The following is an 18,940-nucleotide window of genomic DNA, read 5'->3' as shown; positions in this document are numbered from 1 at the left end:
CGCCGAACTGAATGTGGGAGCGAGCAAGCCCGCTCCCACCTGTTGACTGCATTGAGCCCCTGAAATCAGGGCAGGTCGTGGCTCGCGTAGAACGCACCCAGCACCTTCACCAGGTGAGCCAGGTCATGGCTGCCGCACAGTTCACGAATGGAGTGCATGGCAAACGTCGGCAGGCCGATATCCACGGTGCGCACGCCCAGGTGGCTGGCGGTGATCGGGCCGATGGTCGAGCCGCAGCCCATGTCGCTGCGCACCACGAAGCTCTGCACCGGCACTTCCTCGGCCATGCACAGGTGGCGGAAGAACCCGGCGGTTTCGCTATTGGTGGCGTAGCGCTGGTTGCTGTTGACCTTGATCACCGGGCCGGCATTGAGCTTGGGGCCATGGTTGGCGTCATGCTTGTCGGCATAGTTCGGGTGCACGCCGTGGGCATTGTCCGCAGACACCAGCAGCGATTTCTGAATGGTGCGTACGAACTCATCACCTTCAGGCAGCAGGCGGCGCAGGGTCTGTTCCAGCATCGGGCCATCGGCACCGCAGGCCGAACAGGAGCCGACTTCTTCGTGGTCGTTGCACACCAGTACGCAGGTTTCGTCGCTGTCGCCGGTGAGCAAGGCTTGCAGGCCGGCATAGCACGACAGCAGGTTGTCCAGGCGCGCCCCGGCGATGAAGTCGCCATTGAGGCCGACGACGGCGGCGCTCTGGGTGTCGTAGAAGCTCAACTCGTAGTCGAGCACCACATCGGCGTTCAAACCATGCTCTCGTGCCAGCTGCTCGGTGAGCACGGCGCGGAAATCCACGCGCTCGTCACCGGCAAACTGCGCGAGGATCGGCGGCAGCTCGGTCTGGGCATTGATCGCCCAGCCCTGATTGGCTTCACGGTTCAGGTGAATGGCCAGGTTGGGAATGATCGCGATGGGCAGCTTGAAGTCGATCAACTGGCTTTCGACCTTGCCGTCGCGGCGGAAGGTCACGCGGCCGGCCAGGGACAGGTCACGGTCGAACCATGGCGCCAGCAGCGCGCCGCCATAGACTTCCACGCCCAACTGCCAGAAACCCTGGCGTTGCAGCTCGGGTTGTGGCTTGACCCGCAGGCACGGGCTGTCGGTATGGGCACCGACCAGGCGAATACCACCTTGCAGCGGCGAGTGACGGCCGAGCTTGAAGGCGATGATCGAGGAGTCATTGCGGGTCACGTAATAGCGACCATTGGCCTCGGTGGCCCAGGTTTCGCGCTCGTCGAGACGCTGGTAGCCGGCTGCTTCCAGGCGCTGGGCCAGGGCGGCGGTGGCATGAAAGGGAGTAGGGGAGGCCTTGAGAAAATCGATCAGGCCTTGATTCAACGCTTCGCGCATAAATAGCTCCAGACAGCAGTGCACGGAGTTTACCGTATTGGCCCGGCCGATTCATTGTAGGAGCGAGCTTGCTCGCGAAAAACGTCAACGATAACGTGGGTATTCTGGATAAACGCGGCGTTCTCAGGTTTTTCGCGAGCAAGCTCGCTCCTACAATAATTGCCTTGGCCTTTAGAACGGGGCAGGGCACTCAAAACGCAAACGCTCGCCGCTTTGCGGATGGGTAAAGCTCAGCATGCTCGCATGCAGGCACAGGCGCGGCCAGGCGGCCAGGGCTGGTCCGTGGGCATAGAGGCCGTCGCCCAACAACGGGTGGCCGATGGACAGCATGTGTACGCGCAACTGGTGCGAACGCCCGGTGATCGGCGTCAGTTCCACGCGGCACCAGTCGCCACAACGTTCCAGCACTTTCCAGAAGGTCAGTGCATGTTTACCGAATTCGTGGTCGACCACATGGCGGGGTTTGGTCGGCGGGTCGTAGCGCAGGGGCAGGTCGATGCTGCCGCTGTCCAGTGCCGGTTGGCCCCAGGCCAGGGCGGTGTAGGCTTTTTCGGTTTCGCGGTCGTGAAACTGGCGAGACAGTTCGCGGTGAGTGTCGGCATCGCGAGCCAGCAGGATGATCCCCGAGGTCTCCCAGTCGAGGCGATGGACGATACGCGCTTCGGGGTAGCCGTTTTCCTGCAGGCGGGTGATCAGGCAGTCCTTGTTATCGTCGGCGCGGCCGGGCACCGAGAGCAGCAGGGTCGGCTTGTTCACCACCAGCACAGCGGCGTCCTGATAAAGGATATGGATGTTGGACAACGGCATTAAACAGCCTCGTAACAAACGCCAACGGCGGCTCGGCCACCCGGTTCCCGTAAAGGGATCAAGGTGACGGAGCCGCCGTGGCGACCGCCCTTTCGATCAACGATCGGGCAGGGTGATATTGAGTTCCAGAATCGAGCAACTGCCGTCGTTTTCCAGGGCGACATGTACGTCATCGTTGCCGATATTGACGTACTTGCGGATCACCTCGACCAGTTCCTTCTGCAAGGCTGGCAGGTAGTCCGGGGTGCTGCGTTGGCCGCGTTCGTGCGCCACGATGATCTGTAGACGCTCTTTCGCTACCGACGCGGTACTTGGCTTTTTGTTGGCGCGAAAGAAGTCGAGAAATTTCATTGTTTAGTTGCCTCCAAACAGGCGCTCGAAGAATCCCTTCTTCTTAGCATCGAGGAAGCGATGTTCCACGGTCTTGCCCAGCAAACGATCGACGGCATCGCTGTATGCCTGGCCGGCGTCGCTCTGGTCGTCAAGAATCACCGGGACGCCCTGGTTGGATGCCTTCAGCACTGCCTGGGATTCCGGGATCACACCCAGCAGGGTCACGGCGAGGATTTCCTTGACGTCTTCAACACCGAGCATTTCCCCATTGCTGACGCGCTCAGGGTTGTAGCGGGTGAGCAGCAGGTGCTCCTTGATCGGGTCCTGGCCTTCTTCGGCGCGTTTGGATTTGCTGGCCAGCAGGCCGAGCATGCGGTCCGAGTCACGTACGGAGGAGACTTCCGGGTTGGTCACCACGATGGCTTCATCGGCGAAGTACATCGCCAGGTGAGCACCGGTCTCGATACCGGCCGGGGAGTCGCATACCACGTATTCGAAGGTTTCTTTCAGTTCTGCCAGGACTTTGCCTACGCCTTCCTTGGTCAGCGCGTCTTTGTCACGGGTCTGGCTGGCGGCCAGCACGTACAGGTTCTCAAGGCGCTTGTCCTTGATCAGGGCCTGTTGCAGGTTGGCTTCACCGTTGACGACGTTAACGAAGTCGTACACCACGCGGCGTTCGCAGCCCATGATCAGGTCGAGGTTACGCAAACCGACGTCGAAGTCGACGATGACTGTCTTGTGGCCGCGCAGAGCGAGACCGGTACCGATAGCGGCGCTGGTGGTGGTCTTACCCACACCACCCTTGCCGGATGTAACCACGAGAATCTTGGCCAAGGTGTTTCACCCCTAAGGAAAAAGGACTTTTCAGTCCCTGAAAAACATCTCTTGGAACTCGCTGCAGGCGGACAGCCCTTGTAGGAAAAAGATGTGACCTCCGTAAGGAAGCGCCAACTTCAGATGGTTCCTACACAAGTGTTGACGGTTTCGCTGTGCTATCAGAGTCTAGAGATGCTTGGAAAATGCGGCAGTATCCGTTAAAGCCGGATGATGTTCAACACATCCCCCGACAGGCTGACTTGCACCCCGGCCCCCCACAGAGGATCACGGCGCAAATCTTCTGAAACCTTGTACCGGCCTGCGATGGACACCAGCTCAGCGGTCAATTGCTGACAGAAAATACGGGCCTTGGTATCCCCCTTGATGCCGGCGAGTGCACGTCCGCGCATCGGGCCGTATACATGGATGTTGCCATCGGCGAGAAGTTCCGCGCCGGGGCTGACCGAAGCGATCACCACCAGGTCGCTTCCTTCGGCGTAAATCTGCTGCCCACCGCGTACGGGCGAGGTGATGATCTTTGTAGGCTTGATCGTCGGCTCTGGTGGTTTTTCCGGTTTTTTCTTCACTTCGTCGACTAACGGTTCCAGCGGACGCTCGCGTGCGCCGGACGGTGGCAGTACTGGCAGTTCAATGGCGATGGCGGCGGCAATGTCTTCGATCCGGCTGGCGCGAATGGCCAGGGTGCGCAGGCCATGGGAACGGCACACGCGCATCAGGCCGGGCAAATCGACAGCACCCTGGCCGGCGGGCAGTTTGTCCAGGGCCAGTACCAGCGGGGCATTGTTGAAAAAGTTGGGCGCCAGGGCGACCTTGGCGGCCAACTGACGATCCAGGGCCTCGAGGTCATTGCGGGCCAACTCCAGCACGGTGATGGCGAGCATGCTGCCTTTCAGCTGGAACACGGGATCTTGGTCTAGCGGTTCGGTTTGGCTCATGGTCGGCAAAAGCGGCTTGTCACGAAAAGTGTCGAGACTTATAACGAGAACACTCACCCGCCGCAAGCCGAGTCGAACCGTTGTAGAATGCGCGGCCCTTGTCTTTACCGGAATCTGTAATGGATCGCCCGCGTTTTCGAGCTGTATTTTTTTACCCGCGTTTTTGGCTGTTATGGCTGGGGCTGGGCCTGTTATGGCTGGTGACCCAACTGCCGTATCGTGCGTTGCTGACCATTGGTCGCCTGCTCGGCGCCGGCATGTACCGGGTGGCCGGCGAACGTCGCCGCATCGCTGCGCGCAACCTGGAGCTGTGCTTCCCGGAAAAGTCCGCCAAGGAGCGCAAGCGCCTGCTCAAGGAAAACTTTGCCTCCACCGGCATCGCCTTCTTTGAAATGGCCATGAGCTGGTGGTGGTCGCGCCAGCGCCTGGCACGCCTGGCCCATGTCGAAGGCCTGGAGCACCTCAAGCAGGCCCAGCTGGAGGGCAAGGGCGTGATCCTCATGGCCCTGCACTTCACCACCCTGGAAATCGGCGCGGCCCTGCTCGGCCAGAAGCACACCATTGATGGTATGTACCGCGAGCACGGCAACCCGTTGTTCGACTTTATCCAGCGCCGTGGCCGCGAGCGGCATAACCTCGATTCCCTGGCCGTGGAGCGCGAAGACGTCCGCGGCATGCTCAAGCTGTTGCGCGCCGGCCGCGCCATCTGGTACGCGCCGGACCAGGACTACGGCGCCAAGCAAAGTATCTTTGTGCCACTGTTCGGCATTCAGGCCGCCACTGTGACCGCCACCAGCAAGTTCGCCAAGCTGGGCAAGGCGCTGGTGGTGCCGTTCACCCAGGAGCGCCTGGCCGATGGCAGCGGTTACCGTCTGGTCATCCACCCGCCGTTGAGCGACTTCCCCGGTGAAACCGATGAGGTTGACTGCCTGCGAATCAACCGCTGGGTCGAACAGTCGGTGCGCGAATGCCCCGAGCAGTACCTGTGGACCCATCGCCGCTTCAAGAGTCGGCCACCGGGTGAGCCCAAGCTCTACGAAAAACGCCGTTGATCAGATCGACTTTCCCCTCCACGGAGTGACGCAATGCGCCCAGCTGAACCGGTTACAGGCTTGATTCTTTCCGGCGGCGGGGCGCGTGCGGCGTATCAGGTGGGGGTGTTGGCGGCCATTGCCGAGTTGCTGCCACCGGGAGCACCTAACCCTTTCCCGGTGATCGTCGGCACCTCGGCCGGCGCGATCAATGCGGTGAGCCTGGCCAGTGGGGCGATGGACTTCACCGCCGCAGTCGAGCGCCTTACCGTCTTCTGGCAAGGCTTTCGCAGTCATCTGGTGTTGCGCAGCGACTGGCCCGGTGTGGTGCGCCAGGCCAGTCGCTTCCTGATCCATAGCCTGCTGGGCCTGGGCCGGCAAGTGCCGGTGGCGTTGCTCAACAGTTCGCCGCTGCGCGACTTGCTGCAGGACAAGCTGCATTTAGCGGGGATCGACGAAGCCATCCGCAACCAGCACCTGCACGCCGTGGCGGTCACTGCGTTTGGCTACGAGTCCGGGCAAGCGGTGACGTTTTACCAGGGCGGACGCACCATTGACGCCTGGTTGCGCCATCGCCGTATCGGCGTACCCACGCAATTGACCGTTGAACATCTGCTGGCCAGTTCAGCGATCCCGTTGTTATTTGCACCAGTGAAACTCGAGCAGGAATATTTTGGCGACGGCGCCGTGCGCCAATCAGCCCCCATCAGCCCGGCCCTGCACCTGGGCGCCAGCCGCGTGCTGGTGGTGGGCGTCAGCGGCAACCCACGGGGCAACGAGCCGGCGATACAGCGCACCTATACCGGCCAGCAACCGACCCTGGCGCAGATCGGCGGGCATATGCTCAACAGCACCTTCATCGACAGCCTGGAAAGCGATATCGAATTGCTCGAGCGCCTGAATCAGTTCAGTCACTTTCAACCGGCCGACAGCGCGGCCCGTGGCCTGGCGCCGGTGGAAGTGCTGGTGATCGCGCCCAGCCAGCCGATCGATGAGATCGCGGCGCGGCACCGACAGGAATTGCCGGCGGCGTTGCGTTTGTTCCTGCGTGGGCCGGGGGCCACCAAGACGAGTGGGGCGGGGGTGTTGAGTTACTTGCTGTTCGAGGCGGGGTATTGCAGCGAGTTGATCGAGTTGGGGCGTAGTGATGCATTGGCCAAGCGTGAGGAAATAACCCGCTTCCTCGGCCTGGCGTGATCCCCTGTAGGCGCGAGGGGGACGCCAAGTTCTTGCTCGCGAAAAACCTGGGCGCTGCGCATTTATGCAGACATACACGCGGTGCACCTGGTTTTTTTCGCGAGCAAGCTCGCTCCACAAGTAACGCGTCAGAAGTGGTACTTGACCAGGAAGCTTGCCGTGTCCTGCGTCGTCTTGAACGCGCCGGAATCTTCGATCCCGTACTTGTTCTTCCAGTAGTCGTACTCAAAGCCGACATACAACTGCTTGTCGCCCCAGTGCAGCGCCTTGCCCAGGTCGTATTTGACCTGTGGGTTGAAGTGCAGGTTGGCGTGGTAGGTGCCACGGGCGTTCTTGTCGTTGTCCACCACCCAATCCATGAAGCCGTCGATCAGGATGTTGGAGTTGCCCACCGGCAGGGTGTACGACCACACCGGGGTGATCTGCCACACGCCGTCACCTGGGCGATTGCCTTCGGTCTGGCGCTGGTAGAAGTTCAACTGGAAGTAATCGAAGCCGGGGATGTTCAAATCGAAGCCCGGGCCGACCAGGTACGACTCGTTGTCGCCCTCGCCGAACTCGTAAGTGAGGGCCAGCAACACATCCTTGATCGGGCCGAAGGACAAGTCCTTGTCGAGTATCTTGCCGAATGACAGCCGTGGACTGATCTCGCCGTAATAGGTGTTTGGGCCGACGTTGCCGTCTTCCTTGCCGTTGTAGAAGATACGGTCGACGAATACAAAGTTGTCGCCGTACTTCCACGCATCGGCATGTTCGAAGGTGACGGTCTGCTGGATCTGCGGGTTGACGGTAAAGCTCTTGCCCCATAGGTACGTCAGGCTGTTGTTCTGCCACTGCAACAAATCACCGGCCACGGCCTGGCTCCCGGCCAGCAGCGATCCTGCCAACACCAGGCCTTTGAACATAGGTTTCATTCGGTTGCTCCCGAGTTAAAGTTTTATGTTTTTTCTAATCTGGCGCTCTGATGTGGCGCCTTTGGATGTGCTGAAAACTCGTCTGATTGGTCAGCTTTATGGCTATAGCAAAAGCCGCGCCAAGGCGGTAAAGCCAACGTCGATTCAAGCGGGCGCGGAGAATACTGGCTCCCACATCTGCGCTCAAGTGCGCCGTTACAGCGCGCACAGGACGACAATGGGGCATGCTTGAGGTGTGGGAGCCCTGTGAATCAGTTAATGGGTACGCGCGCCCTGGTTGATCCAGGAGCCAATCAAATCGCGCTCCTGCTGGGTCATCTGGGTGATGTTGCCCAACGGCATGATCTGGCTGGCCACGGCCTGCGCTTGAATCCGCGCCGCCTGCTGCTGGATCTGTGCCGGGGTATCGAACATCACCCCGGCCGGGGCCGTGCTGAACAGCGGGCTGGTGGGCTTGGCCGAGTGGCACACGGCGCAGCGTTCCTGGATCACGCCGTGCACCTGGTTGAAATCAATCGTCGCCTGGGCGGGCGCCGGTGCAGGTGCTGCGGCGGGTGCCGCGGGTTTCAAGCCGCCACCCAGTGCCGTTTCGGGCAGAGGTTGGTACTCGATGGCGGCCGGTGCCTTGGCCATCGGCTCTGCCGGCTTGGGCCCGGTGACGTACGCCAGGCTGATCATCGCCAGCGCGCCCACCGGCAAGGTCCACGCATATTTCTGGCTGTTATGCCGAGTGTTGAAGTAATGCCGCACCAGCACCGCCGCCACCGCGATACCTGCCAGGATCAACCAGTTGTACTGGCTGCCGTAAGTGCTCGGGAAGTGGTTGCTGATCATGATGAACAGCACCGGCAAGGTGAAGTAGTTGTTGTGGCGTGAACGCAGCAAGCCCTTGGCCGGCAGGGCCGGATCCGGCGTGCGGTTCTCGGCGATCGCCGCCACCAGCGCGCGTTGCGCCGGCATGATGATGCGGAACACGTTGCCCACCATGATGGTGCCGATCACCGCACCCACGTGCAGGTAGGCGCCACGGCCGCTGAACACCTTGCTGAAGCCATAAGCCGCCGCGATCAACAGCACGAACAGGATGAAGCCGAGCAGGGTCGGGCGCTTGCCCAGGGCCGAGTCGCACAGGAAGGAGTAGATGAACCAGCCGGCGAACAGTGAGCCGATGCCCAGCAATACACCTTCGCTGCCGCTCAGGCTGCTGCCGGGGGCGAGCAGGTACAGCGTGGGGTTGAGGTAGAACACCACGCACAGCAGCGCGACGCCCGACATCCAGGTGAAATAGGCTTCCCATTTGAACCAGTGCAGGTTGTCCGGCATGGTCGGCGGGGCCAGTTTGTATTTTTCCAGGTGGTAAATACCGCCACCGTGGATCGCCCACAAGTCACCGGCCAGGCCGCTCTTGGGGTTGACGCGGTTCAGGTTGTTTTCCAGCCAGACAAAGTAGAAAGAAGCGCCGATCCAGGCGACGCCAGTGATCATGTGAACCCAGCGCACGCTAAGGTTCAGCCATTCCAACAGATGTGCTTCCACAGTCTTTACCTCTCGCCTGTCACCCTTATTGTCGAGTGATCCGGCCTTCTCTTATTGGTGGGGGGCGAGGATCAACCGCTCATCCTCTTTGAAGAAATGCTCATCGCAGTTGTTGCCTGTGCCACTGCGATCAACCACCAGGAAGTCATCCCGCTTTTCGATCGTCAGCACCGGGTGGTGCCAGACGCCGCGATGGTAATTAATGCCCTGCCTGCCGTTGGTGACGAAGGCGCGGACCAAGCCTGATACAGGTGCATCGCCAAGTGGCGCGACCACGATCAGAAAAGGGTTGCCGAGCAGCGGTATGAACGCCTGGCTGCCCAGCGGGTGTCTTTCCAGCATGCACACGGTCAGCGGCATATCCAGCGCGTCGGCGCGGAAGATGCTGATGATGGCGTGGTCTTCCGGCTTCGCGGTCTCGACCGTCGCCAGTTTGTGAAAGCGCATGGTCGACCCGTTGTTGATCATGAAGTGATCGCTGCCGTCGGTTTCGATAACGTCTCCGAAGGGGGCGAAGGCTTCTTTGGTCAAAGGTTCGATCATCAGTGTGCGCATGGCTGTCTCTTATCCGAATTCTGTGTTGTGTCATTCAGTTCATGTGGCGAGCGGGCTTGCCCCAACCAGGTCAGCGCGTTTCTACCAGAGACAACGCGGTGCCTGGTTTCAGGCCGCTTCGCAGCCCAACGCGGGGCAAGCCCGCTCGCCACAGGGGTACTGCTTACTTCGAAATTTTACCGAGCACACGCAAGCGGCTCACACCGCCATCCGGGAACACATTCAGGCGGATGTGGGTGATCGGCCCCAGTGCCTTGATCTGCTCGGCGAAGGTATGTTCGGCGTGCATTTCCAGCTTCTGTGGCGGCAGCAGTTCGCGCCAGAACAGCGATTGGGTTTCGATCTGGCTGTCGGTGCCGCCCTTGACGAAAGCGCCCTGGATCGAGCAGGTGTCCGGGTAGTTGCCCTTGAAGTGCAGGGTGTCGACGATGATTTTCTCGATCTCGCCTGGGTGGCCCAGCGCGACGATCACCCAGTCATTGCCCGGCGTGCGGCGACGGGCGGTTTCCCAGCCGTCACCCATGTTGACGCCACGGCCCGGGTTGAGGATGTTGCTCATGCGACCGAAGTGTTCATCGGAGCAGGCCAGGGCACGGCCGCCGTTCAATGCGGCAGCCAGGTCGACCTGCTCGTTGTCGCCCACTGCGGACCAGTCGCGGAACGGCACACCGTACACACGCAGACGCGCTACACCGCCATCCGGGTAAATGTTGAAGCGCAGGTGGCTGAAGGCCTGGTCGTGGTTGATCTCGTGATAGTGGTGGCTGTTGCCTTGCAGCTCCACGGCCGACAGTACTTCGGTCCACTGGGTGTGTTCATCCGGCTCGCCGGAGGCCAGGAAGCAGGCTTCCAGGGAGGCCGATGGCGGGAAGTTGCCGGTGAAGAATGACGTGTCGATGTCCACGCCCTTGATCGAACCCGGTACGCCCAGGCGGATTACGGCGCTGTCGTAGCCTTCGAAGCGCTTGCGGCGCGACTCCCAGCCGTCCATCCACTTGCCGTTGTCATCGAAAACGCCCTCCTTCCACACGGCCGGGGTCGGCTGGAACAGGCGGTTGGCGTCAGCGAACCAGTCATCGGTCACGGAGATGATCTTGGTGCCCAGACGGGCGTCGGCCAGGTTGACGAACTTTTCGAAAGGTACGGGTTGCGCTTTCATTCTTCTTGTCTGCCTTGAATAGAGTGGCTGGGGATGGTCGTTTAGAGGGTCAGTAAACGGAACAACGCGATCTTGTTGATCTCGTCCAGCGCGCACTTGAACTCGGCGTCTACCGAATTGTGGATACGCGTTTCGAACGCGGCGAGAATCTGCTGCCGGTTGCTGCCTTTTACCGCCATGATGAAGGGAAACTTGAACTTGGCCTTGTAGGCCTCGTTCAGCTCGGTGAAGCGTGAGAACTCTTCGGCCGTGCAGTGGTGAATCCCCGCGCCAGCTTGCTCATCGGTGCTGGCTGGGGTGAGTTGGCCTTGGACGGCGGCTTTGCCGGCCAAGTCCGGGTGCGCGTTGATCAGGGCCAGTTGGCTTTGATGATCAGCGCGGAGCAGGATATCGCTCATGCGCTGGTGCAGGCTTTCGATCTGGTCGATCGACGGGTCCTGGCCCAGGTCGAAGGCCTTTTCGGCCACCCATGGCGAATGTTCGTAGATATCGGCGAAGGCGGCGACGAACGCATCGCGGCTCAGGGTCGATGGCTTCAGGGTGTGGAACGCAGTCATTTCGCCGCTCCCGCATACGGGTGGGCGTCATGCCAGTGGCGGGCAATGTCCACACGGCGGGTGAACCACACCTGCTCATGACTTTTGGCGTATTCGATAAAGCGCTTCAACGCGGCCAGGCGCGCCGGGCGGCCGATCAGGCGGCAATGCAGGCCGATGGACAGCATCTTCGGCGCTTCGGCACCTTCGGCGTACAGCACGTCGAAAGCATCCTTGAGGTAGTCAAAGAAGTCATCGCCCTTGTTGAAACCCTGCACCTGGGTGAAGCGCATGTCGTTGGTGTCCAGGGTGTAGGGAATCACCAGGTGCGGCTTGCCGGTGGGGGTGTTCGGTTCCCAGTAGGGCAGGTCGTCGTCGTAGGTGTCGCTGTCATACAGGAAACCGCCTTCCTCCATCACCAGCCGCCGTGTGTTGGGGCCGGTGCGCCCGGTGTACCAGCCCAGCGGGCGTTCGCCGGTCAGTTCGGTGAGGATGCGGATGGCTTCGAGCATGTGCTCGCGCTCCTGGGCCTCGTCCATGTACTGGTAGTCGATCCAGCGGTAGCCGTGGCTGCAGATCTCGTGGCCGGCTTCGACCATGGCGCGTATCACCTCCGGATGGCGCTGGGCGGCCATGGCCACGGCGAAGATGGTCAGCGGGATATCGAACGCTTTGAACAGCTTGAGGACGCGCCACACGCCGGCACGGCTGCCGTATTCGTACAGCGACTCCATGCTCATATTGCGCGCGCCTTGCAGCGGTTGGGCCGAGACCATTTCCGAGAGAAAGGCTTCGGACTCTTTGTCACCGTGCAAAATGTTGCGCTCGCCGCCTTCTTCGTAGTTGAGTACGAAAGACAATGCGATGCGTGCCTTGCCTGGCCAGTGGGGGTGAGGAGGGTTACTGCCGTAACCGATCAGGTCGCGTGGGTAGTCAGCGCTCACTGCAGTCTTCCTTCTTGTTCGTGGTAGCAAGTGTGTGGCGGCCAGCGCAAAGACTGGATGACGTCACAGCGATGGAGTGATTGTATACAACTTGCTGCTCACTTTGTAAGCCTGTATTTCTGCATTTTTTCCGGCGGGTTGCCAGTGTTTAGCGTTGCAAGAAACTTGCCCACCTGGTCAGTAAATGGATAAAAGGTCGTTTAAAAGCAAGGCTTACCCGGAATTTTGCGTCAGGATGGAGACGCACAGGGCGCCGGCAAACTTTGTCGGTTTTATTGTGTACAATTTTTGTTAAAAGTGTCTTAATTGGCGCGTTACCAGCTTTTTCGTGCCCTGTAACGGGGCGGCCTATTTCACTCCACTTGAAGGGAGCCCCGAGCCATGGGACGACTGACCACACACGTACTGGATGCCGCTCACGGCTGCCCCGGCAGCGCCATCCAGGTTGAGCTGTACCGTGTCGAAGGCGCGCAGCTCGAACTGGTCGCCAGTGCTGTCACCAACAGCGACGGCCGCTGCGATGCGCCGCTGCTGCAAGGTGCTGACTACCGCAGCGGCGTCTACCAGTTGCAGTTCAGTGCCGGCGATTATTACCGTGCCCGTGGCGTGCCATTGCCGGATCCGGCCTTTCTGGATGTGGTGGTGCTGCGTTTCGGCATCAGTGCCGAACAGGAGCATTATCACGTTCCCCTGCTGCTTTCGCCGTACAGCTACTCCACCTATCGTGGTAGCTGAGACGTCGCTCGGCTTCACCCTCATAGGCTCTTCGTTGGTTTCGCCCGCGCGCACTGCGGGCTTTTTTTCGTCCGTCGATTGGTCTCCCTCGCACCATTTATGTAACGCCAGCCTGGCCCGCCGGCCGCCTAACCTGCGCTTTTTAAGCGAAGAGCGGATGCAGGCATGGAACCCGAACAGTTGGCATCGATTGATGACCCTCAGCGTACTCAAGCGTCACTAATGCCCTGGGCGCAAGCTCCCGAACCCGGCTCCCAGGCATGGATCGAGTCGGTATTGGCCGAGCGCCTGCAGGCCAGCGCGCAACCCAGCCGAATGCTTAACCAACTTCACCACGCCCAGGCGCGTTGCGCGGCGCATGCCAACGTGCTGCGACAGGCACTGGTGCGCTCGCCCAGAATCAGCCGGTTGATCCGCCAGACCTTGCGCGAAACTTTCCAGACTGACCCTGACTCGCTGCTGCTCAATGTGCCGGTGACCCGCGATGACCCGCAATGGCGGCGCAGTTTGACCGACACGGTGATGCGCTTGCTGGCCGAGCGCCGGTGTGCCAGGGCGGGCGATGTGAACCCATCGGCGTGCCAGGCCGGGGCGCTGGCCGACAAGGTGTTGGATGAGGTGCTGGACGTGGACCTGCTGGAGCGGATCGAGGCCGCCGTCCCCGCGTACTGGCAAGTTTTGGCTGAAGGTGACATGTGTTCGCGCAGGGACCGCTGGTGCGCGTTGTACAAAGCCTTTGTGACCGATCAGGCGCTGTTGGCCCACGGGTTGAATCAACTCTCCGACACCGGCCTGGCGATGCTCATGACCCTGGTCGAAGCGCCCACGGCCGAGACGCGCACTCAGGCGGGCGGCGTGCGAGCCGGGTTGCGGGTCGCCGAGGTGGTGTGCCCGGGGCAGGGTGGCAGCCTGATTCCGTTCAGCGGTGCGCTGCATCTTTTTTATGCCGGTGAAACCGTCGATACGCGCCAGCTGCTGTTCCTGCCAGGGCTGGACCCAGTGTTCTATGAGTTCGACACCGCTGCGCAGTGGCAGAGCCGTTTCCCTGCGCTGCTCAAGGCGCATGCGCAACAGCTGTGGGACCTGTTGCCCTTGCGTGAGCGTCACCGGTTACCCGATGCAAACGCGGCATCGCCGTTGCCTCTGGACGCTGGCCGGCAGGGTGCGTTGATCGGTGAAGATGCTTTGGCCCACAGCGCCGAGGCGCTTTTGCAGGTGCAATGGAACAACGAGCTGGCGACCTTGCTGGAGGTCAACATGGCCTACCTGTTTCCCGACAATGCAATTAAGGGGGACTATATGCGCCCCGCCGAACGGTTGTTGCATGTCGAGCAGGCGCGGGATGTCGTCTCCGTGCTGCCAGCCTTGAAGCCCGCACTGGCGCAGTTGCTGGAACGTGACAGGCAACGCCGGCGCCTGGAAATCAGCTTCGCCAGCCTCTCGACAAGCCTGCCATTACGCACGTGTGAAGCCAAGGTGCGTCGATACGAGCAAGCCTTGCAGCGCCTGCTTGACCCCATCGACCCCAGCCGCGAAACCCAGGACTTTGGCACCGTCGTCGCGCTGCACACCCAATGGCAGGAGGCGCGTGCCCGTTGCGCTGCGTTGCTTGACGGGCAGGAAGAGCGCCTGGATGACCCCGCATTCTGGAGCGGCACGGGCACCGGCCAGGACAGTATGGAGCAGCGCCTGCTGGCGGCCCTGGGGGCGGCGCTGATTGCCGAAGCCCAGTTGCACCATCGTTTGAAGCTCATCGACACCCCATTGTTGGCGCGCATCAGTGCCGTGGTGGATAAACCCTTAAAAGCACGCGGTGCCGACGAAAGCCGGGTGCTGGCACTCAGCATCGGCGCTCAATCGCAGCCGAAGTACCGCTTGCTGGCGGCGTTCGTGGTGGCCGGTGCCGCCGAGCCCAGCGACGTTTCCGACAACCAGGCGGTGCTGCTGTATATGCCGGGCACCGGTGGTGGCCTGCAACGTTTCAAGTCCCTGGCGTTTCTGTCCGAGTGCGTGCAGGCCAGTTTCAAGGCCCGCGAACCGGGTGTGCTCTGGCAATGCATCGCGCGTGGCGAGCGCAATGCCGCGCGCGCCTGGGTCCGGGGCCTGGCGGCGGACGAACCGGTGGTGGTGGCGTTTGAGGACATTCAGGGTGATGTATTGAAGAACGGGTTGCAGGCGTGGATCGACGCCTTTGCCGAGGCGCGCCAACAGTTGCAACGTGACGAACAGCTTTTTACCGAGGTGAGCGACCGTGCACTGGCAACCACCCTGCTGGCGATGGAGACCGCTCAGAGCCTGCAGGTGCCGCCGAACGATGCCTGGGAGCGCGCGCTGAGCAACACTGAACTGGTGATCGCGGCGGCCCGGCTCAGCGCCGCCCTGCCGGTCGGCCCTGGCGACGTCCCGGATGCGGTTCGCAAGCACCGTGGGCGACTGTTCCTGCGGCAACAACGCAGCGTGCTCAATCGGCAACGCTGGCTGGTCAAGCACCTGGGCGATGTCGAGCGTTTCGGCCGCCAACGCTTGATCCAGCAGTTGGCCCGGGACGACCTGTACCCTGGGTTGGATATCGACAAACCGCTCTTCGATCTGCCAGACGATGTGAGCAAGGTGTGGGTGGGTCACCCCGAGCGTCTGCCCGGCGAGGCCGGGCCGAAAACCGTGGTCAGCCCGCAACGCACCACGTTCAGCTTTCTGCAACTGGCGCTGCACAACCTGGACCCGGAGGCGCCCTGGACCCGCTGGCGGCTGAACCACATGAAGTGCCTGGACCCGGCCTGGCAGGCGCGCTTGAGCGTGGATTACCTGATCAACACCATTGCCGCCCTGGATATCGGCGGGCACTACGAGCGCAGGATTGTGCAGGTGTGCTATGGCGAGGACGGTATCGATGTGGCTGCACAGGCGGCGCCGCTGCTCCACGAATTGTTGCGCAGGCCGGTTCGGCGCGAGGCGAAACTGCAGTTGATCGATGCCCGCCAGCGCAAGCTGAGTGAAAAGGCCCTGCACCTGTTCGAACAGGCATTGAAGCCCCCGCGTGACGAGGGCCGCAAGCCAGCGCCGTTGTCCCTGGTCAGGCTGGAGGCGCTGACATTGCCGTGGGCGCGGCATATCGCCGGGATGGTGGTGATCCATCACCACGACAGCGATCTTTGCTTGCTGTATTGGCCGCAGGCCAGCGGTTACCCGGCGTTGACCGAGTACCCCCACCTCGAGGCGCTGCGTAAGGCGTTGATGGCGCACTTGCAGGCGAATGACAGCATCTCCGCGCTGGCCAAATGTGTGGCCGCAGGCTCCGAATCCGAGGCAATCGCCAGTTACCCCGGCGGGGTCAAACCACTGGTGGAACCGGCCTCGCGTTGGCGTTGCATGTTGGAGCGCTCAAGGTTGTTCACGCTGTCGCATGTCATCGGCCCGGCGGTGGCGATGGGTAAATGCCTGTACCGATGGTTCCTGACCAAGCGGGTGTTCCCAGCGACGGCATTGAGCGAGATTGAAGCCGAGATTCTCGAGCAGCGAGCATTCGATTCGCAGCAATGGTTGGGTATTACCGCCACCAACGCCGACGATCTGCTTGGGTTGCTGGCCCACGCCCAGGTGCTGCAGGTGCAGCGCGAGGCGCGTGTTGAGTCCAATTCCCAGCAAAGCCTGTTGGCCTATCGAGAATGGCGACAGGACGAGGCAACGACGCGAACGATCCTCGGACTTATGGCGCAGATACCGCTGATAGGGTTGGGGGTGATGGCCTATGAAGTGCTGGTCGCGGCACGGCGGCTTTATCACAGTGGCAGTGCCGATGACGCCGTCGAGCTGGCCATCACCCTGCATCAGTTGTTGATCGAAGTGGCGCTGACGTTTTTGCCGGTCAAGGGCGCGAGCGCTGTGGCCAAACCGCTTGCAGGGCCTGCCAGGCGTTTGGTGACCTCGGCGTTGAGGCAATTGCACCGTGGTTCTCGCAGCCTGAGAGCGCTTGCCCTGCGCCCACCATCCTCGCCCATCCGGCTCAAAGGCCTGGACCTGTACACACTGCCGAGCGCCGCCGGCGAGGCAATAGAACTGAAGGCGCCGCGTGATAAAGGCTCATTCATACGCAACGGCGAACAATACGTTGCCGACCCTGCGGGGCAGCGCTTTGGCGTCTATCAACGAGAAGGGGAGCAACGGCTGCGTTTCAGGAACACGCAAACGCCGGGCGAAAACGAGCTCTTTGTGTTTGTCGAGGAACCCCGGGAGTGGCTGCTGGGCGCGGACCGTCCGGAACCGCAGCCGGGTCCGAGTTCCCGCGCGGGACCTTTCTGGCAACCCACCCCTTCATCTACCCCGATAAGCTGGGCGCCGCCCTCGAACCAGCTGGCCGGTGACCTGACAAAGCGAGCGCACAACCTCACCAGTCACTGGCGCGAATGGGGGCAGGCGCTGGACGCCGGCCAGGTCCGGGAGTTGGTGCCGGGCAAGCGCTTGTATATCGTCGACGGTCGTCGAGGGACGCTGCTTAAAATAGGCGAACACTTTTATGACACGCTCCCGGACGGTTCGCAGCCCCAACCCGACAGGGTCTTCCTCAAGCCCAGGGGTGAACTGATGCAGAGCATCGACCAGTTGACGCGCTGCCTGAGCGAGAATCTTCCCCAGCAACCCGTTCCTTTTACCTACGGCGAAGACCTGCGCTGGACCGCGCGCGAACCGCTGTTCAGTCAGCCACTGCCCGTCTCCCTGGGTATCCGCTTCCCGGACATGACCCCCTCCAGTGTCCAGCAGGCGACGCGCCGGCTGGTGGAGCTGGCGGATACCGGCACCTCCGTCACCGGCACGCGCTTATTGAGCATCCGCGCGACCCTGAATAAATGGGCGCCTGAGGTCATCGGCCAAATGGTTGAAACCGATGATCTGCTGACCATGCTGCGGCCTTTGGGCCCACGCAAGAAAGGCACGCTCTACATGGGGGCGGACGCTGAGGTCGGCGGCTTCGAACGTATGGATTTCTACCTGCCTGCCGCGCTGGACGCCAAGTTGCTCGGCAGGAAAGCGGCTGACAAGACGATTACGCACGCGCGGGCAACCGCCAGTGCCGAGGCCGTGAGCCACCTGCTTCGACGTCAGGGGTTTTCGATCAAGCAAGTACCTGCCCCACGCCAGCCGCAATTCCCTCACCTGATCTGCACGCACCGGGCGTCGAATCACCTGTATTTCATCGCGATCAAATGGGTCGATGGCAGAAGCCTTGTCATGAAAACCGGCAGGGATCGCGTGATGTCGCGTGCCTGGTTTACGGATAAGGGCCGGCTGTATCCAGCGGTCTATCAGCCGTTGCAGGTTGCCCAGGACCAGGGCCGACTGGTCAAGTTGTTCGCGGGCATCCAGAACATCGATCCACCCACGGTGTATTTCATCAGGCCGGCCGACCTGTCATAGGGCCAAGCGGCTCAGGGGCGCGGTGTCAGCGGCTGAGCAGAGAGGCCGCGCCGGCGCCACTGAACAACCCGGCACTTACACGGTTGAACCAGCTCTGGCCCTTGCCGCTGCGCAGGTACCGCGCAGCGCCATGGGCGCCGAGGCCGTAGGCCAGCTTGCACAGCAGGTCTAGCACGGTCCAGGTGGCGATCATGATCAGCAACTGCGGCAGGAACGGTTGCTGGCTGCTGAGAAATTGCGGCAAAAACGCGGCGAAAAACAGGATGTCCTTGGGGTTGCTGGCGCCCAGTACAAAGGCGCGGCCAAACAAGGCGCGAAAGCGCGGTACCGCAGCGGCTTGCGGAACAACCGCGCCCTGGGACGGCAGGCGCGATTGCTGCCAGCTTTGCCAGGCAAGGTAGAACAGGTACAGCGCGCCGACGATCTTCAAGGCGCTGAACAATTGCTCGGAGGCCAGCAACAGCGCGCCCAGGCCCAGGGCCGAGGCGCTCAACAGGCAGATCGAGGCAAATACACCGCCGAGAAACGCCGGGTACGAACGGCGCAGGCCGTAGTTGAGGCTGTTGCTGATCATCAGCAGCGACAGCGGGCCCGGAATCAGGATCACGATCAATGCAGCGCCGCTGAACAGCAGCCAGGTTTGCACACTCATTA

General features: G+C 61.6%; 16 protein-coding genes. 4 read left to right on the top strand and 12 right to left on the bottom strand.

Annotated features, from left to right (window positions below):
- Nucleotides 1-65 precede the first annotated feature (65 nt).
- The 5 genes from AB4O05_RS23930 to minC form a co-directional block, all read right to left on the bottom strand.
- Entirely contained in the window at nucleotides 66-1,355 is a 1,290-nt protein-coding gene (locus AB4O05_RS23930) for a M18 family aminopeptidase (RefSeq protein ID WP_460134960.1), read from the bottom strand.
- Between the two features lie 171 nt (nucleotides 1,356-1,526).
- On the bottom strand, nucleotides 1,527-2,162 hold the full coding sequence (locus AB4O05_RS23925; protein ID WP_460134961.1) for an RluA family pseudouridine synthase: 636 nt from the start codon (nucleotides 2,160-2,162) through the stop codon (nucleotides 1,527-1,529).
- 96 nt (nucleotides 2,163-2,258) lie between these two features.
- Entirely contained in the window at nucleotides 2,259-2,513 is a 255-nt protein-coding gene (gene minE / locus AB4O05_RS23920; RefSeq protein WP_003175252.1) for a cell division topological specificity factor MinE, read from the bottom strand.
- Nucleotides 2,514-2,516: 3 nt separating this feature from the next.
- The gene (minD, locus tag AB4O05_RS23915; protein ID WP_460134962.1) at nucleotides 2,517-3,329 is read right to left on the bottom strand and encodes a septum site-determining protein MinD; all 813 of its coding nucleotides are present in this window, start codon (nucleotides 3,327-3,329) and stop codon (nucleotides 2,517-2,519) included.
- Between the two features lie 200 nt (nucleotides 3,330-3,529).
- Nucleotides 3,530-4,267, bottom strand: coding sequence for a septum site-determining protein MinC (gene minC, locus AB4O05_RS23910; protein ID WP_460134964.1), 738 nt, complete (start codon nucleotides 4,265-4,267; stop codon nucleotides 3,530-3,532).
- A 119-nt stretch (nucleotides 4,268-4,386) separates the two neighbouring features.
- On the opposite strand from minC, the gene AB4O05_RS23905 reads away from it, so the two are divergent.
- A complete protein-coding gene (locus AB4O05_RS23905) occupies nucleotides 4,387-5,319 on the top strand; it encodes a lipid A biosynthesis lauroyl acyltransferase (RefSeq protein WP_460134965.1) in 933 nt (310 codons plus the stop codon).
- 33 nt (nucleotides 5,320-5,352) lie between these two features.
- The gene (locus AB4O05_RS23900) at nucleotides 5,353-6,495 is read left to right on the top strand and encodes a patatin-like phospholipase family protein (protein WP_460134966.1); all 1,143 of its coding nucleotides are present in this window, start codon (nucleotides 5,353-5,355) and stop codon (nucleotides 6,493-6,495) included.
- 128 nt (nucleotides 6,496-6,623) lie between these two features.
- Here the strand turns inward: AB4O05_RS23900 and AB4O05_RS23895 are convergent, their stop codons facing one another.
- From AB4O05_RS23895 to puuE, 6 genes are all read right to left on the bottom strand, one after another.
- Nucleotides 6,624-7,409 (bottom strand): outer membrane protein OmpK, encoded by a 786-nt coding sequence (locus tag AB4O05_RS23895; RefSeq protein WP_460134967.1) that lies wholly within the window; start codon nucleotides 7,407-7,409, stop codon nucleotides 6,624-6,626.
- A 255-nt stretch (nucleotides 7,410-7,664) separates the two neighbouring features.
- Nucleotides 7,665-8,945, bottom strand: coding sequence for a urate hydroxylase PuuD (locus AB4O05_RS23890; RefSeq protein ID WP_460134968.1), 1,281 nt, complete (start codon nucleotides 8,943-8,945; stop codon nucleotides 7,665-7,667).
- Nucleotides 8,946-8,996: 51 nt separating this feature from the next.
- Nucleotides 8,997-9,500 carry an ureidoglycolate lyase gene (locus AB4O05_RS23885; protein WP_460134969.1) on the bottom strand — a complete coding sequence of 168 codons (504 nt, stop codon included), beginning with the start codon at nucleotides 9,498-9,500 and terminating at the stop codon, nucleotides 8,997-8,999.
- Between the two features lie 163 nt (nucleotides 9,501-9,663).
- Nucleotides 9,664-10,659, bottom strand: a complete 996-nt coding sequence (gene alc, locus AB4O05_RS23880; protein ID WP_460134970.1) for an allantoicase — start codon at nucleotides 10,657-10,659, stop codon at nucleotides 9,664-9,666.
- 41 nt (nucleotides 10,660-10,700) lie between these two features.
- Nucleotides 10,701-11,216 (bottom strand): 2-oxo-4-hydroxy-4-carboxy-5-ureidoimidazoline decarboxylase, encoded by a 516-nt coding sequence (uraD, locus tag AB4O05_RS23875; RefSeq protein WP_460134971.1) that lies wholly within the window; start codon nucleotides 11,214-11,216, stop codon nucleotides 10,701-10,703.
- Nucleotides 11,213-12,139 carry an allantoinase PuuE gene (gene puuE, locus AB4O05_RS23870; protein WP_460134972.1) on the bottom strand — a complete coding sequence of 309 codons (927 nt, stop codon included), beginning with the start codon at nucleotides 12,137-12,139 and terminating at the stop codon, nucleotides 11,213-11,215. Before puuE ends, uraD begins: the two co-directional genes overlap by 4 nt.
- Nucleotides 12,140-12,520: 381 nt before the next feature.
- Between puuE and uraH the strand changes: the two genes are divergently transcribed.
- Both uraH and AB4O05_RS23860 read left to right on the top strand, forming a co-directional pair.
- Nucleotides 12,521-12,874 carry a hydroxyisourate hydrolase gene (gene uraH / locus AB4O05_RS23865; RefSeq protein WP_460134973.1) on the top strand — a complete coding sequence of 118 codons (354 nt, stop codon included), beginning with the start codon at nucleotides 12,521-12,523 and terminating at the stop codon, nucleotides 12,872-12,874.
- A 222-nt stretch (nucleotides 12,875-13,096) separates the two neighbouring features.
- The gene (locus AB4O05_RS23860; protein WP_460134974.1) at nucleotides 13,097-18,286 is read left to right on the top strand and encodes a dermonecrotic toxin domain-containing protein; all 5,190 of its coding nucleotides are present in this window, start codon (nucleotides 13,097-13,099) and stop codon (nucleotides 18,284-18,286) included.
- A gap of 25 nt (nucleotides 18,287-18,311) precedes the next feature.
- Here AB4O05_RS23860 and AB4O05_RS23855 read toward each other — a convergent pair whose 3' ends face one another.
- A complete protein-coding gene (locus AB4O05_RS23855) occupies nucleotides 18,312-18,938 on the bottom strand; it encodes a LysE family translocator (protein ID WP_460134975.1) in 627 nt (208 codons plus the stop codon).
- Nucleotides 18,939-18,940: the final 2 nt, after the last annotated feature.

The sequence above is a fragment of the Pseudomonas sp. S1_G07 genome (assembly GCF_054668565.1).
This window is presented reverse-complemented; position numbering and strand designations above follow the sequence as displayed.

Coding starts and splice junctions, on each gene's coding strand:
- AB4O05_RS23860 (WP_460134974.1), top strand. CDS start 13,097: ATGCCCTGGGCGCAAGCTCCCGAACCCGGCTCCCAGGCATGGATCGAG.
- minC (WP_460134964.1), bottom strand. CDS start 4,267: ATGAGCCAAACCGAACCGCTAGACCAAGATCCCGTGTTCCAGCTGAAA.
- uraH (WP_460134973.1), top strand. CDS start 12,521: ATGGGACGACTGACCACACACGTACTGGATGCCGCTCACGGCTGCCCC.
- minE (WP_003175252.1), bottom strand. CDS start 2,513: ATGAAATTTCTCGACTTCTTTCGCGCCAACAAAAAGCCAAGTACCGCG.
- alc (WP_460134970.1), bottom strand. CDS start 10,659: ATGAAAGCGCAACCCGTACCTTTCGAAAAGTTCGTCAACCTGGCCGAC.
- AB4O05_RS23855 (WP_460134975.1), bottom strand. CDS start 18,938: ATGAGTGTGCAAACCTGGCTGCTGTTCAGCGGCGCTGCATTGATCGTG.
- AB4O05_RS23925 (WP_460134961.1), bottom strand. CDS start 2,162: ATGCCGTTGTCCAACATCCATATCCTTTATCAGGACGCCGCTGTGCTG.
- AB4O05_RS23885 (WP_460134969.1), bottom strand. CDS start 9,500: ATGCGCACACTGATGATCGAACCTTTGACCAAAGAAGCCTTCGCCCCC.
- AB4O05_RS23930 (WP_460134960.1), bottom strand. CDS start 1,355: ATGCGCGAAGCGTTGAATCAAGGCCTGATCGATTTTCTCAAGGCCTCC.
- uraD (WP_460134971.1), bottom strand. CDS start 11,216: ATGACTGCGTTCCACACCCTGAAGCCATCGACCCTGAGCCGCGATGCG.
- AB4O05_RS23895 (WP_460134967.1), bottom strand. CDS start 7,409: ATGAAACCTATGTTCAAAGGCCTGGTGTTGGCAGGATCGCTGCTGGCC.
- AB4O05_RS23905 (WP_460134965.1), top strand. CDS start 4,387: ATGGATCGCCCGCGTTTTCGAGCTGTATTTTTTTACCCGCGTTTTTGG.
- AB4O05_RS23900 (WP_460134966.1), top strand. CDS start 5,353: ATGCGCCCAGCTGAACCGGTTACAGGCTTGATTCTTTCCGGCGGCGGG.